Annotated in this window: 15 protein-coding genes; 7 read left to right on the forward strand and 8 right to left on the reverse strand. The window is 36.0% G+C overall.

Going from position 1 to position 16,198, the window contains the following annotated elements; genetic code table 11:
* The first annotated feature begins 169 nt into the window (after positions 1-169).
* Positions 170-1,102: a spermine/spermidine synthase domain-containing protein gene (locus tag F6K40_RS31805; RefSeq protein ID WP_293141840.1), complete on the forward strand. Its 933-nt coding sequence runs from the start codon at positions 170-172 to the stop codon at positions 1,100-1,102.
* A 237-nt stretch (positions 1,103-1,339) separates the two neighbouring features.
* On the opposite strand, the gene F6K40_RS31810 is transcribed toward F6K40_RS31805, so the two are convergent.
* Positions 1,340-1,633, reverse strand: a complete 294-nt coding sequence (locus F6K40_RS31810) for a TRADD-N-associated membrane domain-containing protein (protein ID WP_293141842.1) — start codon at positions 1,631-1,633, stop codon at positions 1,340-1,342.
* Between the two features lie 209 nt (positions 1,634-1,842).
* On the opposite strand from F6K40_RS31810, the gene F6K40_RS31815 reads away from it, so the two are divergent.
* From F6K40_RS31815 to F6K40_RS31825, 3 genes are all read left to right on the forward strand, one after another.
* On the forward strand, positions 1,843-3,063 hold the full coding sequence (locus tag F6K40_RS31815) for an AAA-like domain-containing protein (protein WP_293141844.1): 1,221 nt from the start codon (positions 1,843-1,845) through the stop codon (positions 3,061-3,063).
* A gap of 560 nt (positions 3,064-3,623) precedes the next feature.
* The gene (locus F6K40_RS31820; protein WP_293141846.1) at positions 3,624-5,852 is read left to right on the forward strand and encodes an AAA-like domain-containing protein; all 2,229 of its coding nucleotides are present in this window, start codon (positions 3,624-3,626) and stop codon (positions 5,850-5,852) included.
* Between the two features lie 192 nt (positions 5,853-6,044).
* Positions 6,045-6,293 (forward strand): WD40 repeat domain-containing protein, encoded by a 249-nt coding sequence (locus tag F6K40_RS31825; RefSeq protein ID WP_293141848.1) that lies wholly within the window; start codon positions 6,045-6,047, stop codon positions 6,291-6,293.
* 99 nt (positions 6,294-6,392) lie between these two features.
* Here the strand turns inward: F6K40_RS31825 and F6K40_RS31830 are convergent, their stop codons facing one another.
* The 4 genes from F6K40_RS31830 to F6K40_RS31845 all read right to left on the reverse strand — a co-directional run bounded on the left by F6K40_RS31830 (position 6,393) and on the right by F6K40_RS31845 (position 9,177).
* Positions 6,393-6,692: a DUF4351 domain-containing protein gene (locus F6K40_RS31830; RefSeq protein ID WP_293141850.1), complete on the reverse strand. Its 300-nt coding sequence runs from the start codon at positions 6,690-6,692 to the stop codon at positions 6,393-6,395.
* A 157-nt stretch (positions 6,693-6,849) separates the two neighbouring features.
* Positions 6,850-7,704 (reverse strand): DUF4351 domain-containing protein, encoded by an 855-nt coding sequence (locus F6K40_RS31835; RefSeq protein ID WP_293141852.1) that lies wholly within the window; start codon positions 7,702-7,704, stop codon positions 6,850-6,852.
* A 569-nt stretch (positions 7,705-8,273) separates the two neighbouring features.
* Entirely contained in the window at positions 8,274-8,720 is a 447-nt protein-coding gene (locus F6K40_RS31840) for an NUDIX hydrolase (protein WP_293141854.1), read from the reverse strand.
* Positions 8,707-9,177, reverse strand: a complete 471-nt coding sequence (locus F6K40_RS31845; protein ID WP_293141856.1) for a DNA-binding protein — start codon at positions 9,175-9,177, stop codon at positions 8,707-8,709. Before F6K40_RS31845 ends, F6K40_RS31840 begins: the two co-directional genes overlap by 14 nt.
* 870 nt (positions 9,178-10,047) lie before the next feature.
* On the opposite strand from F6K40_RS31845, the gene folD reads away from it, so the two are divergent.
* Positions 10,048-10,911 carry a bifunctional methylenetetrahydrofolate dehydrogenase/methenyltetrahydrofolate cyclohydrolase FolD gene (gene folD, locus F6K40_RS31850; RefSeq protein ID WP_293141858.1) on the forward strand — a complete coding sequence of 288 codons (864 nt, stop codon included), beginning with the start codon at positions 10,048-10,050 and terminating at the stop codon, positions 10,909-10,911.
* 211 nt (positions 10,912-11,122) lie between these two features.
* On the opposite strand, the gene F6K40_RS31855 is transcribed toward folD, so the two are convergent.
* Together F6K40_RS31855 and F6K40_RS31860 are read right to left on the reverse strand one after the other, a co-directional pair.
* A complete protein-coding gene (locus F6K40_RS31855) occupies positions 11,123-12,325 on the reverse strand; it encodes an RNA-guided endonuclease InsQ/TnpB family protein (RefSeq protein ID WP_293141860.1) in 1,203 nt (400 codons plus the stop codon).
* 65 nt (positions 12,326-12,390) lie between these two features.
* The gene (locus F6K40_RS31860; protein ID WP_483143782.1) at positions 12,391-12,591 is read right to left on the reverse strand and encodes a hypothetical protein; all 201 of its coding nucleotides are present in this window, start codon (positions 12,589-12,591) and stop codon (positions 12,391-12,393) included.
* Positions 12,592-12,965: 374 nt separating this feature from the next.
* On the opposite strand from F6K40_RS31860, the gene crtE reads away from it, so the two are divergent.
* Both crtE and F6K40_RS31870 read left to right on the forward strand, forming a co-directional pair.
* Positions 12,966-13,877, forward strand: coding sequence for a geranylgeranyl diphosphate synthase CrtE (gene crtE, locus F6K40_RS31865; protein ID WP_293141862.1), 912 nt, complete (start codon positions 12,966-12,968; stop codon positions 13,875-13,877).
* A 9-nt stretch (positions 13,878-13,886) separates the two neighbouring features.
* Entirely contained in the window at positions 13,887-14,345 is a 459-nt protein-coding gene (locus F6K40_RS31870; RefSeq protein ID WP_293141864.1) for a divergent PAP2 family protein, read from the forward strand.
* A 746-nt stretch (positions 14,346-15,091) separates the two neighbouring features.
* On the opposite strand, the gene F6K40_RS31875 is transcribed toward F6K40_RS31870, so the two are convergent.
* A complete protein-coding gene (locus F6K40_RS31875; protein WP_293141866.1) occupies positions 15,092-15,772 on the reverse strand; it encodes a hypothetical protein in 681 nt (226 codons plus the stop codon).
* Positions 15,773-16,198: the final 426 nt, after the last annotated feature.

The following is a 16,198-nucleotide window of genomic DNA, read 5'->3' on the forward strand; positions in this document are numbered from 1 at the left end:
TCTCGACATGATATCATACCTCAAATTACCAACGCCAGAATTTATAATATGTGTACATAAATATGTATATAATTCTATCTATACTCTATAGTTAAGTGTTCAATCTTTCCTACTCCCCTACTCCCCCACTCCCCCATTCCCTATTCCATTTAAAGGAGGCAAACAATCAATGGCAGGTACTTATCTTAGTGCAGATTTATATTTTGCTGAACAAATTACACCCTGGGATGTTTATAAACATGGCATCGAGCGGGTGCTTGTTCATCAAAAAACAAAATATCAGGAAATGTGTATAGTCAAAGGTGCTTATGGCAAAGCTTTAATATTAGATGGTAAGTGGCAGTCTTGCACTGAAGATGAATTTCTCTACCATGAAAGTTTAGTACATCCACCTATGATTTTTCATGGATCTCCACGCAAAGTCTTAGTATTTGGAGGAGCGGAAGGAGCAACAATACGAGAAGTATTACGGTGGAAAACTGTTGAGAAAGTAGTTATGGTTGACATAGATGGGGAAGTTGTAGAACTTTGCAAAAAGTATTTGCCTGAAATGCACCAAAATGTTTTTGAAGACCCCCGTGTAGAATTAATTATTGATGATGCTCAGAATTTTTTAGATTCTTCTTCAGAAACTTGGGATGTAATAATTTCTGACCTGACAGATCCTATTGAGGAGGGTCCATCTTTTCCTTTATTTACTCAGGAATACTTTCAAAAAATTCGTCAAGTTTTGTCTACTGATGGGTTTTTTATAATACAAGGAGGTTCAATTTCTCCTGCTGAAATGTATCTTCATGTTCGTGTAGTTAAAACCTTACAAAGTGTGTTCAATTATGTTCATTCTTTTATACCTTATTCTACGAGTTATGGATGTCCGTTAGGGTTTGTTATTGCTTCTGACAAAGAATTTTCTCCTCAAGTAAATCCAGAAAAAGTAGACAGTTTATTGGCAGAGAAAACTATAGGTGATTTTCAACTTATGGATGGTATTTCTTTATTGGGGATGTCGCGATCGCCTTTGAATTTACGAGAGGCGATCGCTGCAGAAACTGAGATATATACTTTGAAAAATCCACCAAAAAATATTGAAGTTCATGGTTGAAAGTTAACCATAAAATTACTGTTCAGTTATCTGTAATAACCTTTGAAGTCAGAGGTTTTAAATACTGAAATTGTCGGTAAAACCTAACCTTCTATCCCCCCTTGCCCCCCTTTGAAAGGGGGGAGGAGCAAAGGGGGAAAACAGTCCCCACTCTCCTTGCAGAAGAGCGGTAGGGGGAGAGGTCTTAAATTATGAAACTTACTCACAAAATTAATCTAGACACGCTGTTAGTTTATTCTAATCTTCATCTTTAAATTCGGTTGCTATTTTATCAAGTCTTTCATTAGTATCTTTAGTCATTTTTAGTAAGCTAACACTAACAATTTGTGATGCTAGTCCGCCTGCTGTTGTAGCTGTTCCTTGAGAAGTTTTTCCTGATAGTAAAAGTCCTACACCTGTCACACTAATAATTGCACTAATGATAGTTAAGCTTAGAGCAATATTAAAGCTTAATTTTGCTTGCCGCAGGCGTTCTTTAATGACAAGCTCTTCCATTTTTTTAGGAGTAGAATTTTGATGATTATTGAGCATAGTCTTAGTTAAAACTCCTCTGTTAATTCCTTGTTTTGTTCTACAATTTCATTAAAATATACTGATGACTGGGTTTGAGTTTGTTGATACAAAATAATTTGTCTGACTTGTGACTGAGTTAATTCAAAATTATTGGCTGATGACTGAGTAGTGTTAAAATGTAGGCTAAGTATTTATAGGTTTATTCAGCTTTCATTACAGTTAAAATTATGTCTTCTAGATCCCTTAGAGTCGCACCAGAATATCTGGAAAAGGTTAAATCGACTGTTAAACGTAATAATTTTCCTAGTCAAAAAGCTCTAGCTCTTGAGTTAGGTATTGCTCGTTCAACCGTCTCCAATTTCCTCAATGGTAAACCTGTAGATTTCTTAAATTTTACTGAAATATGTGAAAAACTAGGTGTTGATTGGCAAGCGATCGCTCACACACCAGAAAAGGAAAAAGAAGCAGAAAAAACTATTTATATTAAACGGCCACCCATTGAATCTATTTGTGATGAAACTATCTTACAACCAGGCTCTTTAATCAGAATTCAAGCTCCTAAAAAAATGGGGAAAACTTGGCTAATTAATAGAGTTTTAGAGCAAGCAAAAAGATATGATTACCAAACAGCATCTATTGATTTATTAGCTGCTGATACTGCTGACTTTCAGGATTTAGATAAGTTTTTGTGGTGGTTTTGTAGTGGTGTAAGTCGTGAATTAAATGTGCCAAAAGAAATTTTGGATGAATATTGGGATGAGAAAGATAGTAGTAAGGTTAACTGTCAAATTTATTTTGAAGAATACTTATTATCAAAAGTACCAGAAGCATTGGTTTTATGTATAGATAAAATAGACTTGATTTTTCCATATCCAATTGCTCAAGATTTTTTGGGATTATTACGTTCCTGGTATGAGAAAGCGAAGCGAAAAAATCTCTGGAAAAAGTTACGGTTAGTGGTAGTTCATCCGATAGAAGTTTATATTCCTTTAGATACTAATCAATCTCCTTTTAATGTGGGTATGCTTATAGAGTTACCAGAGTTTAATTTAGAGCAAGTATCTAGACTTACTGAAACTTACGAATTAAAGTTGCAAGCTGAAGAGGTGAAGCAGTTAACTGATGTAGTAGGAGGGCATCCTTTTTTATTAGATCAGGCTTTGTCTTACTTAATAAATCATCAGGATTTAACTTTATCAGAGCTACTAGAAAAAGCACCAACTAATGCCGGAATTTATCGCAGTCATCTGCAAGAATTATTGTCAATCTTAGAAGCAAATCCTGAGCTAAAAGCCGCTTTTAAGAAAGTTGTTATGGCAACAGAATCTGTAAATATAGAGTCCCTTTTGACTTATAAATTGTATAGTTTAGGATTGGTGAAATTAGTGGGTAATGATGTTGTTCCTAGATGTGAATTATATCGACAATATTTTAATGAATGCTTGTAATAACTATTTGAATTTCAAGTTTGTCATGGCGAGGTACGTTTGCGGAGCATTCCGTAAGAAAGCAATCCCATATTTTTATGACTATTTGAACTTCAAATTTGTCATGGCGAGGGACGTTTGTGGAGCATTCCGTAGGAAAGCAATCCCATATTTTTATAACTATTTGAACTTCAAGTTTGTCATGGCGAGGTACGTTTGCGGAGCATTCCGTAGGAAAGCAATCCCATTACGATGATAGATAAAATTCAACTATGAATAAAGCAATTGTGATTCAATGTGAGATTGCTTCGGGAGGTGAGTAGATTTTGCCACAACAATTACTACTGCTAAACACCCTTACCTATGACAATTTTCCAGGTGAGATTGCTGCGGGAGGTGAGTAGATTTTTCCACAAAAATTACTGCTGCTAAACACCCATTGCAATGACAATGTTCGACGTGAGATTGCTTCGGAGGTAAGTAGATTTTTCCATAAAAATTACTACTGCTAAACACCCTTCGCAATGACAATTTTATATTTAAAATCACTTAATCATAATAATTAATTTTCCCTAACTTCCATGAATACAAAACCAAACCAAAATTACCAATATCAAGTAGGAGGAACTTTACGTGCTGATACTCTTAGTTATGTGGAGCGACAAGCAGATGAAGACCTTTATAAAGCACTAAAAGCTGGAGACTTTTGTTATGTGTTGAACTGCCGACAAATGGGAAAGTCAAGTTTAATGTTACGCACTAAGGCGAGATTAGAAAAAGAAGAGTTTGCCTGTGCTGCAATTGACTTAACTGATGTAGGTAGTCAAGAAATTAATGCCAAGCAATGGTATCGGGGTATTATTCAAGAATTAGTCAGTAGTTTGGAGTTAACTATTGATCGGCAAGCGTGGTTAAAAGAAAGAGAAGATTTATCCCCTGTACAACAATTTAGAGATTTTTTAAGAGAAGTTTTGCTTGGGGAAGTTGGGGAAAAGATTGTCATTTTTGTTGATGAAATAGATAGTGTAATTAGTCTTAATTTTCCCACCGATGATTTTTTTGCTCTGATTCGTGCTTGTCATAATAAACGGGCAGAAAATCCTGAATATCAACGATTATCTTTTGCTTTATTTGGAGTAGCAACTCCTTCTGATTTAATTGCTGATAAAACTCGGACTCCTTTTAATATTGGTAGGGAGATAGAATTAACAGGTTTTAGTTTTCCAGAAGCAAAAAATTTCCTAACTCCTGGTTTGAAAAGTCAGGTAGAAAATCCAGAACAGGTATTAGCTGAAGTTTTAAAATGGACTGGTGGGCAACCTTTTTTAACTCAAAAGTTGTGTCAAATAATTGTTAAAAATAATGATAGTCGTACTCCCGATGTAGCAGAGTTGGTTCGGACTTATATTATTAATGCTTGGGAATTTCACGATCACCCAGAACATTTACGGACAATTCGCGATCGCCTCTTGGTAAATGAAAAACGGGCAAGTCGGTTGTTGGGATTGTATCAGCAGGTTTTATTAGAAGTCAGAAGTCAGAAGTCAGAAGTCAGAAGTGATACTCCGCAGACCTCCCACACTCCCCACACTCCCCACACCTCCCCCTCTCCCCTCTCTTCCCACACGGGGATCGTAGCAAATGACACTCCCGAACAAATGGAACTCCGCCTCACAGGTTTGGTTGTCAAACATCAAAGCCAGTTGCAAGTTGCTAATCATATTTATCAACAAGTATTTAATATCCATTGGGTAGAACAGGAGTTAGCTAAGTTACGCCCCTACTCTGAGGGGTTTACTGCTTGGCAAAAGTCGGGATGTCAAGATAAGTCGCGACTGTTGCGGGGTGAAGCATTGACAGATGCTTTAGCGTGGTCTAGGGATAAAAGTTTGAGCGATCGCGACTATCAATTTTTGACTGCTTCTCAGGAGTTGGAGAAACAGGCGATCAAACGAGAAAAGTTGGAAATACAGATAAAATTGGATGCTCAGTTAAAAGAGAACCAGATATTAGAAGAGGCGAAGCAGAAAGCAGTGACAGATTTAGATATGCTCTCGGAAAATGTATTGTCTCGGAAACTCGAAGTAGTCGAAGATATGATTATTAATGGGAAATTAGCCGAATTAGGACGGTTAAAAGGTCAAGGAAAATTCACAGGAGATGTAGAAGGAACATTTGCAGCTTGGTTATTGCAGATAGTATTTTTCAGTAATAACTTGTATTTAGGTTTTGAATGTGAAGGCGGTTCCTCAGATGGTTTATTGCGCTTTGAACGTTTAGATCGGTTATATATTGGTCAAGATTTAGGCAAGTCTCGTTCTCAGCAAAAACAAGTCTTAAATTTACAAAAGTTACAAAAACTTTTAGACGCTAGTTTTGGCATATTTTTAGGTTATTCTGCCGCCGATCAAAGTAAATTTTTAAGTAATAAAAAGTCAGATCAAACGCAAGTAATAGTAACAGTTGAATTGTGGTTTAATGAAGATAAATTTAAGTTTGCCTATGACAACACTAAACGGTTTCCATCAGGAACATTAAAAATGTCACCTCCTCCTAAAAGTAATAGTTTTCTCAAGGATGAGAAGTATCAAAAAATTTTTTGTTTGCCAGGTACAAAAGATAAAAATTTTCCCTATCGGTTTCAAGTAGAGTTACCTTATTGGTGTTTAAAAGACGTGAGTTTTTTAAGTTGGGTTATTATGTTTGGCGGTCATGTAAAAGTAGTAAAACCAAAAGAATTAATTGATATTGTTCATAAAATTGGGTTAGATATTGTTGAAGTTTATGAGGGGAAAGCAGAAGGAAAATAGGGAGCAAAAAGCTTGCATTTTTTTCACAGATTCAAAGGCTAAAGCCTTTATATGTTAATGCTTTTATATTTAATTAGCAATCCGTAATTATACAATGTCATTGCGAATGGAGCGGAGCGGAATGAAGCAATCGCAAAGGTTTGGGATTGCTTCACTTCGTTTGCAACTGCCAGTTTAGACAGAACAGTCAAATTGTGGAACCGTCAGGGTAAATTATTGCAGACTCTAAAAGGCCATGAGAATTGGGTCAATGGTGTAGCATTTAGTCCCGATGGAGAGACTATTGCTTCTGCAAGTGGTGACAAAACAGTGAAGTTGTTGAATGGTTGGAAATTTAGCCACCATGAGTGGGCTTGCAACTGGGTGCGCGACTACCTAGAAAATCATCCTAATGTCAGTGAAAGCGATAGACATTTGTGTGATGGTGTTGGGAGTCATTAGAAGTTAGAAGTCATAAGTCAGAAGTAAGTAGGGATAGGTTTAACCAAAATCCTTGAAAGATTAGCCATTTATTCCTCAAAACCCACCCCTACAAACTTTTTAATTCTGAAACTTACTGAACCAATTCATCAGATCGTCGAGAGAAGTAAAATTCAATAGAGCATCTACAAATTGATCCAACTGAGAAAGAGACAAACTCCGAATTTTAGTTTCTATTTCTTCAGGAATATTGCCAAATCTGTGAGTTATTATTATGATAATAACTTTAGCTTGTCCCTGTTTGAAACCCCGGTAAAAACCTACTAGGAAACCACGTTTAAAACCTATTTGGAAACCACGTTGTTCAACTTCCTGAAAAATATCCTGATAAATTACCGAAACAATTAAACAATTAAACAATTAAATAATTAGATAATTCAGGTTTAAAGCCTCCCCTTTCAAGGGGAAGAAAATAAATTTTTTCCTTTTAGTCAATCCTCTCCCTTTTAGGGAGAGGTAATTATCCATTATCCATTATTGAAAGACTCTTCCATTATTTCCTCACTAAATGACATTTTTAATTCTGAGATTCACTCAACCAATTAATCAGATCGTCCAGAGAATTAAAATCCAATTGAGCATCTGCAAGTTCATCCAACTGAGAAATAGATAAACTCTGAATTTCAGCTTCTATTTCTTCAGGAATATTTCCCAAACTACGAGTCAGAAAACGGATAATTACTTTAATTATTGTAACTTTTCCCTTTTGCAAACCACGTTGTTCACCACGTTGTTCTCCTTTTTGAAGAATATCCTGATAAATTACAGATTCTTGCATCATTTCCTCCCTCAAAAGTTGACGAATTAAATTTTTATCAAACCTTAAACCACCTAGTATTTCCGCAGCAGCAGAAATATTTCTTTGTTGATTTGGCTCTTCTATTCTACCAATTCTATCTGCTACTTGTGACAATAAAGCTGTCGGACTTTCACTACGAGTTAAAGTCGCCAATGGTAATAAAGCATTATCTGCCAAAAAAGGTGCGGACTCCTCCTCCCAAAGTCGAATTACTCGATAAGAATGGCGAGTATTTTGCCTTTCAAATTTATCTTGAGAAGCCAATTCTGAATCAGTCTCTTTTAATAAGATAACAACTTGGTCAATATCGCACCAATATTTCCCATAAAGCAACGTCCAATATTTGAGCATTCTATAAGAAATTGGTGGATCAGAGTAAGGCAAAGTTTGAAATTCCAGATGTAGAATTTTCTGGTCAATTTGTAGCAGAATCAAAGCATCAGATCGAATAGGTTCAGGAATAATTTCTGTTTTAATTACTTCCACATTAGTAGGGTTAATTCCCAATAACCAACGTACAAAATTCGGAGCATAAGTTTCTGCTAAATATTTACAAGTATTATCGTAAGCCAAAATAATTTCAGTTATAGCGCTACGCGCTAGGGAATAGGGAACAGGGAACAGGGAACAGCAGACTTTTAAGGCTTTCAGGATTTAGAAATGTCCTAACCTTAATGCGTAGTGCTATATTAGTTATTAGTTATCAGTTATCAGTTTCTTGACCTGAAGTCTTACCGAAACAATTCAACAATTCAACAATTAAATAATTAGATAATTCAGGTTTAAAGCCTCCCCAATAAAGGGGAAAAAGCGGTTGAGGGATGCCGAGGTCTCCTCGGCATATCCAATCAACCAAGAGAAATAAATTTTTTCCTTTTAGTCAATCCTCTCACTTTTAGGGAGAGGTAATTATCCATTATCCATTATCCATTATCCATTATTGAAAGCAGATTTCGGACAAATGAGGTACAAATTTGGATAGTAAAATTATTGTACATCTTGCCCGCGATAGGTGTACCTCATAACAATGGAAAGTGCTGTATGCTGGAAATTAAAATAATTTCTGTTTTAATTACTAGCACATTAGTAGACTTAATTCCCAGTAACCAGCAGACAAAATTATCTAGAATAATTCCCAAGTTTCAATCAATTAAATAACCATATTTATTCATAAAATCTAAGAGCATTTTTTGATGAAATTCACCAAGTGATCGCTCCATTCCTGCATTTTCAGAATAAGCTTTACCTGCCTTAATTTCTGCTGGAGTTAATAACCCCATATCCCAACCTTCTCCCAAAACTAAATCTTTTAATTCCACAGTTAAAGGAGCATAAAATACATGACGAATAACATTAGTATCAGGATAAACACAAAACTCCCAAACCATCTCAGGTGTATAACTTATTTCTTCAGCTAATTCTCGTTTTACCGCCGCCTCTGCTGTTTCTCCCGATTCTATATGACCCCCAAAAAAAGCCCATTTCCCAGGATGAGCAATACCAGGAATATCATCTCGTAATTGTAGGAGAAATTTCCCTTCTCGGTAAAGAATAGCGATCGCCACATGAGGTAAATTATTGTTGTTCATAATTCTCTGCTTCTATTCGTTCTACTTCTTCTATATAAAATTCTCCAACATCCCGATTATCTAATTCTGAAACAATAATACTTTGATAACGTATTTTGCCTTTAATTGTTATTTCTGTTCCTATTTCTGGTAATTCTGCCGTAGTAAATATCCAAATACTGCCCGTATTATCTGTTAGTTCATAAGCGCCTGTTTCTATAAATGGGGCACGGCTTTCTACAGTACCTTTTAAATATACTTGATTATCAATTTTACCTTTTGTTTGAATTTTATCAATTCGACTTACATTAAGATTTAATTTAATAGCCGTTTGTGTAATTTGATTACAACTAATTAGTCCTGTTACCAAAAACATCATCAGAATAATTCTCAATTTATCAAACAATGAATTTAATAAATAAGAATTAAGCAGCAAAAAGCCTGACGGAAATTTCTGGAATCTTTGTATGTAATTCATTCCCAAAGTTTTTTTAGTAGGCGAGCTAGTTATCATCAAAAATTTTTTCCCTATTTACATAATAATTTTTTTTGTTCTTAACAAAAGCAATTAAAAATTGATGATAATAATCAATTTATTAATCTTTAAAATTCACAGCAAAGTATTTTCAATTATTACTTCTGAAGTCTTGTTTTATAGCTCCATATTCTCTAAAGATATTACCAGACAAATAAGATAATTTTGTTGACCTATAATACCAAGAAAATATTCTATTCTATTCGATTGCTAAAAATTAAACATTATTTTTATTTATTTAAAACATCACAAAATCTACCTTTATATACCGAGAATTATACTATTATTATCCTGTTAACAAGATAATTGATGGATTTTCAAATCAAAAATTGAAATAAATAATTTGACAGGAAAATCATTAGACCTCTGGCAAAAGTTTTAATTAAATCAATTTAAGATATGAAATAAACAATTTTATCCCCCTATTCCCTATTCCCTATTCCCTATTCCCTGACTTAGGAAAATCATTAGACCTCTGGCAAAAGTTTTAATTAAATCAATTTAAGATATGAAATAAACAATTTTATCCCCTTATTTACTATTCCCTATTTCCTGACTTCTGCAAGAAGTCTATTCTACCAATTTCCAAAAAGAATGTTGCGAATAACAAGGTAGAACAAAATAGTTTATAGGAAATGCCCCTTTGACTAAAAATATTAGTTATGAACTAAAAAATAGTATTAAAGGTATTCATTATGACTCCTGACTTCTGACTCCTGACTCCTAATAAGTACCATAAATATTTCTAGCAAAGACTGATCAAATTGGTATTATATACAGCTTTTAAAATCAAAAATCAAACAAGAAATAGCAATGACAAATAAATTAGATGGTAAAGCACTGGCAAAAAAAATCAAAGCCGAACTCCAACAAAAAGTTCAATCTCTACAAAGTAAAATAGGACGTCCTCCAGGTTTAGCAGTATTAATGGTTGGAGATAACCCTGCCAGTGCTGTCTATGTCCGTAACAAAGAAAAAGCTTGCACCCAAGTAGGTATTGTCTCCTTCGGGAAACATTTTCCAGCTCAAACATCTCAAGCTGAACTAACCCAAACCATTAAACAATTAAACCAAGACACGCAAGTAGACGGTATCTTAGTGCAGCTTCCCCTACCAGAACATTTAGACTCTACCTCATTACTCTACCAAATTGACCCAAGCAAAGACGTAGATGGCCTCCATCCCATGAATCTTGGACAACTGCTCCGTGGTGAAAAGGGTTTACGCAGTTGTACTCCCGCAGGGGTGATGCGGTTGTTAAAGGAATACAAGATTGAGTTACAAGGAAAACAGGCAGTTGTACTAGGGCGAAGCATTTTAGTCGGTAAACCAATGGCATTAATGTTATTAGAGGCCAATAGTACAGTAACAATTGCCCATTCCCGGTCTCAAAATTTAGAGGTTATAACTAGGAATGCGGATATTCTTGTCGCAGCAGTAGGTATACCAAACATGATTACTGCTGAGATGGTTAAACCAGGAGCAACAGTAATAGATGTAGGAATTAATAGGTTGATAGATGAAGCAGGTAATAGTCGGTTAGTGGGAGATGTTCAATTTGACTCCGTGGCAGAGGTAGCAGAATATATTACTCCTGTACCTGGAGGGATTGGCCCGATGACTGTAGCGATATTATTACAAAATACTGTAGAACGTTGGAGTGGTTTGGTGGAATAATTTGACTGACTAATACTTTGAGTCAGAGAGCAATAAATACTAAATATAGTGTGGCACTATAGTTCTCATTCTATATATCTAGCGTTTTTGCCTAAATTGACGGGAAATTATATTTTGACTACTACTGTATCTTGACCTAATTCCTGAGAATTTATTTTTTACCTTTTCTATTACTTTTGACATCCTCCCCGGCCTAAAGGCACGGGGATTCCTACCGAGCCTTAGCTCCTTGGTGGGTTGACGTTTCACAGACTGCTGCTACCTTGGCGGTAGTCTTACGCTTGTCTCCACGTCCATTTTTTGTCTCGGACTGCCCGCCCGCGACTAATATATTTATGGCTGCATTTTCATCACGGTCGTGCTTGACACCGCAGTTGAAACACTCCCATTCTCTTACTGAAAGGTCTAGTTTGCCACCTTTAAAACCACAGCTAGAGCAAGTTTGACTTGTTGGCTCCCAACGATTAATTACTCTAAAATCACGACCGTATTTTTCTGCTTTTCCCTCTAAAAATGTTCTGAATGTTCTCCATCCTAAATCTGATATTGCTCTGGATAATTTGCGGTTTTTTACCATTCCAGAAACATTCAAATCTTCTAAAACAACTGTTTGGTTTTCACAAATTATTTTAGTAGACAATTTATGCAGAAAATCTGTCCTTGTCTCTTTTAATTTGGCATGAAATTTAGCTAATCTCAATTTGGCTTTTTCATATCGATTTGTACCTTTAGTTTTCTTAGATAATGACTTGCTTAATTTTTTATACTTCTTAATCCGTTTTTTCAACGGTTTAGGCGCATCTATTTTTGTACCATCGCTCAATGTAGCAAAAGTTTTAATTCCTAAATCTATACCTACTGAATTATCAGTTTGAGGTAATATTTCGGCACAAGTTTCTACTACAAAACTCAGAAAATATCTGTTAGCTGAATCTTTAATTACTGTTACTGATGATGGAGCAGCAGGTAACTCTCTTGACCAAACTATTTTGAGTTTCCCAATTTTAGCTAAATACACTTTATGTTGACCAAGTTTAAAACCATCCTTTCTAAACCTAGCAGTTTGCTTTGACTTTCTGGTTTTAAATTTAGGAGGTTTAATAGCTTTGCCTTTTCTCTGACCTTTAGTAGACTTAAAAAAATTTTGATAAGCTTGGTTTAAATCATTCAAAGATTGCTGTAGTGGTATATTAGAAACTTCCGATAACCACTCTCTATCTTCTGTCTTTTTTGCTTGAGTAATAAACAGTTTTTGTAGCTCGGAGTTAGTGGGTTTATTCTCTCCTAATTTATACTTTTCTTGGCAGCAAGCTAGACTATCATTCCAAACAACACGAACACAACCAAATAGCTTGGCCAATCGGTGTTTTTGTCCCGGTGTTGGATATATACGATACTTAAATCTAGATTTCATAACCTGAATTTCAAACTAACAGTACGATAACATATTTATAGACAATAATCGACTAAAAAGTCGCCCTAGAAGGGCGAGGCTTGAAACCCAATTTTTCGGTCAAAACATTTTGCAATATTCGCATCAAGCAGATATTTGGCTTTATATCTAATGCTATTGAATATGGCATCTATAGCATCTTGACAAGAGCGCCCAGGTCTGAACCCATAACTGTTTGGCTCAAATCCAGCTTCCCATTCTGGTTCCAACGCTAGTTTGACTAACATTCTATCCTTGCCTTTTGGTTGGGCCTTAAACAGTCCTTATGGCCATCACACTTCACGATGGTTTAGACATACCTTTGCTTTCGCTACACTTGGACTCTTGCTCAACAGTCACCAGATTGGACTACCAGTGGTCTGCCTTTTAACCCCGCTTTAATCTTGGATTTGCTAGACTCAAAATTAGGGGCTATGCTTTCACCTCTGCACTTGAGGGGAGGACTTGCACCTCATGTGTAATCAGTTCTTACGGCGAATGGGCCGTAGTAACCGTCCCTTGTTACCTATTAGGCACAATTTTAGATTAAACGAGTCGCACAAACCAATAAAGTGTATAATCTATGGTGCTAATGCCAAAGACTGGCCACCAGATTAATTCCATGGTCCCTCAATTCCAAATAGATACAACTTTTGACTTATCTACCTATTTAGCAGAGCGAAAAGCTCTAGTTGAAAAAGCTCTTAACAATTCTATCAGCGTAGTCTACCCAGAAAAAATCTATGAGGCGATGCGCTATTCTCTATTAGCAGGTGGTAAGCGCTTACGTCCAATTCTTTGTTTAGCTACCTGTGAATTAGCAGGTGGAAATATAGAAATGGCAATGCCAACTGCCTGTGCATTAGAAATGATCCACACCATGTCCTTAATCCATGACGATCTACCCGCAATGGATAACGATGACTATCGCCGAGGCAAGTTGACTAATCATAAAGTTTATGGTGAGGATATCGCAATTCTTGCAGGAGATGGTTTATTAAGTTACGCTTTTGAGTTTGTCGCTACTCAAACTAAGAATGTATTACCACAGCAAGTTCTACAGGTTATCGCTCGCTTGGGAAAAGCTGTCGGAGCAGCAGGATTAGTTGGAGGCCAAGTAGTGGACTTAGCTTCGGAGGGTCTCTCACAGGTATCTGAAGAAACATTGCATTTTATCCATACTCATAAAACAGGCGCTCTTTTAGAAGCTTGTGTAGTCTGTGGGGCGATACTTACGAGTGCATCCCAATCTAATTTACAGAGACTTTCCCGATATGCTCAAAATATTGGTTTAGCTTTTCAAATAGTTGATGATATTCTCGATATTACTGCTACTACAGAAGAGCTAGGCAAAACTGCCGGAAAGGATCTTGAGGCTCAAAAAGCAACCTATCCAGCAATTTGGGGATTAGAAAAATCTCGGTGTCAAGCTCAAAAACTGGTTCAGAATGCCAAAGCAGAGTTAGAAGTTTTTGGAGAAAAGGCAATGCCACTTATAGCCTTAGCAGATTTTATTATCAGCCGCACTAATTAGGGGGGTAATATGGAGAATATTGGTGAAATAATGGATAACCATGTTCTATGGGTTGCTCTCCTTGCTTGTTTCATGGCTCAATTTTTGAAGATATTTGTCGAGTTATTTCAACATCGCCAGATTAATTTACAAGCTTTATTCACAAGTGGGGGAATGCCTAGTTCCCATTCTGCTTTTGTGGCAGCATTGGCAGTAGGAGTAGGCCAGACAAAAGGGTGGGGTAGTCCAGAATTTGCTTTGGCTTTGGTCTTTGCAATTATAGTAATGTATGATGCAGCAGGAGTTCGTCAAGCAGCAGGATTACAAGCACGAATTCTTAATCAAATTATGGATGAATTTTTCCAAGAAGACCATTACTTGAATCAAGACCGTCTTAAAGAATTATTAGGTCATACTCCTATACAGGTAATAGCAGGTTTTTGTCTGGGAGTAGCTGTATCTTGGATTGCTAGTTTTGTTTATAGTTAATAAAAATATAGTCACATAAGACATATCTTTATTTTATAGGTCTTACCCTGACTGGGTAAACTAGAAAACTACGCCAGTTGCTTCAAGTCGGGGAACCCGCCCAACGCAATAGCTCCTCTATCCCATGGTCAAAGAAAAAAGGGAGCTGATTTTTTCATAATGTTCAAAGAACCATTCACTTTACTGATTGATTAATCCTTTGCTGGGAGTATGATACAAACCTCTTTTTACTCTTTTCGGTGAAAAAGTGACTTGATTTTTTTGTCTTTCTTGTCAACGGTCAGAAAATTATTATCCATAAAACTTGCTTTTGACCTATAAGATTCTTAAGTAAGAATTACATTTATTCCTACCATCTTGGCTTGATAAGATAACATTTTAATTAACTTATTATAGGGGATAAATAGAAAATTTTGATTGTTTCTTTTCCCTAAGTTGATATTCTATTTTTGGTATAGGTTTAAAGCTATATTAATTGACCTCGAATAAAATATTACTACAAAAGTTGTTAAGAGACTGTTTGTAAAAGGAATATTAAATCCAGGCGTAGGGTGGGGAGGGCAAGGCGGCAATAACCCGTTAATCGTAGCCAAAATTTAAGTTTCCGCACCCCACCCACCGAACATTAAGCACTCTGACAATCTCAATCTTTAGTTGTGGATTCAGTCTCTAAAATCTATATATAATTCATCTAAAACTACTTCATTCATCAAAAAGCTGAGAGCTAACCGCTAATACCTGAATGCTTACCTATTTTCTAATTTAACTCTAGGACTAATTAATGTTACCTTACTACTATCTACAACAAAAGCTAAAAATCCGCGATCGCTTAAGTTGAACATACTATTTGTCGCAGCTTTACGTTTCCGTGTATAGGTTACTAATAAGAAAGATTTTTGTCCATAAGCAGCTAAACCTACATTACGCCCTAAACTTCTCTGTAACTGTAAAGCTATTTCTGCTTGATTATTATAATCAACTAAAACAGCATAACCACTACCCAAGGGTTGAGGATTAAAACCTATTTCTGGAGGTGCTGGTAGAGGTTGATTGGGTAATGTTGTATCTTCGCTCGGTTTAACTACATAAGCACGCAATCCTATAATGTCTTGAATATAACGTGCCCAATCACTGGCTACATCTTGGTCATCAAAGCCTCCGATAGTGCTAACATTCTTATCTATGTAACGACATATATCTATTCTTATATCTGGTGGTAGACTCTGGCGAACCAGATTTTCATTAGCTGGTGTTTCTGTAGGTATTACCAATAAGTATTCATTATTAGGAGGAGGCAGGCAATCTTCAATAGCTAAAGCATATTTTTCCTCAATTGTCAATAATGACAAGAATAAAAAAGTTGAGGCGATCGTTGTTTTTAGCCTCCTCAACCAAGGTTTATTCAGTTGCAGTTGAATATTAGTCATCTCCAGAAAAGAGGGAACAGGGAACAGTGCAATAATTAATAATTAACAATTAATAATTACCTCTATTGCAAAAAATGGTTAATAGTCAAGGAGGCTATAAATGCCTATTTTATAATTTAGGAATTAGGCTGGAGGTAGGGACTAGGATGCTTACTCCGTGCAAAGTTAGGATAAATAGGAATTATAGATGAAGTAGGCGGAAGAATTGTCCCTTGATTTTTCTACCCTCAGTCTGCCCAAAATACTAACATACATGAGCTTTTTAATCTGAAAAGCTGGAGCTTTTTTCGCCCCCAAAGTGCTTTAGCCTTTATTTTTCAATGCTTTAAGATTAAGAAAGCGAACCATAACTAAGAATCTTTCGTAGAAGTTGGTGTCAGAGAAGCCAAAGGTTCAGGAATAGTCTCTGAACCTTTGGCTTCTCTA

The sequence above is a fragment of the Okeania sp. SIO3I5 genome (assembly GCF_010672085.1).
GTDB lineage: Bacteria > Cyanobacteriota > Cyanobacteriia > Cyanobacteriales > Microcoleaceae > Trichodesmium.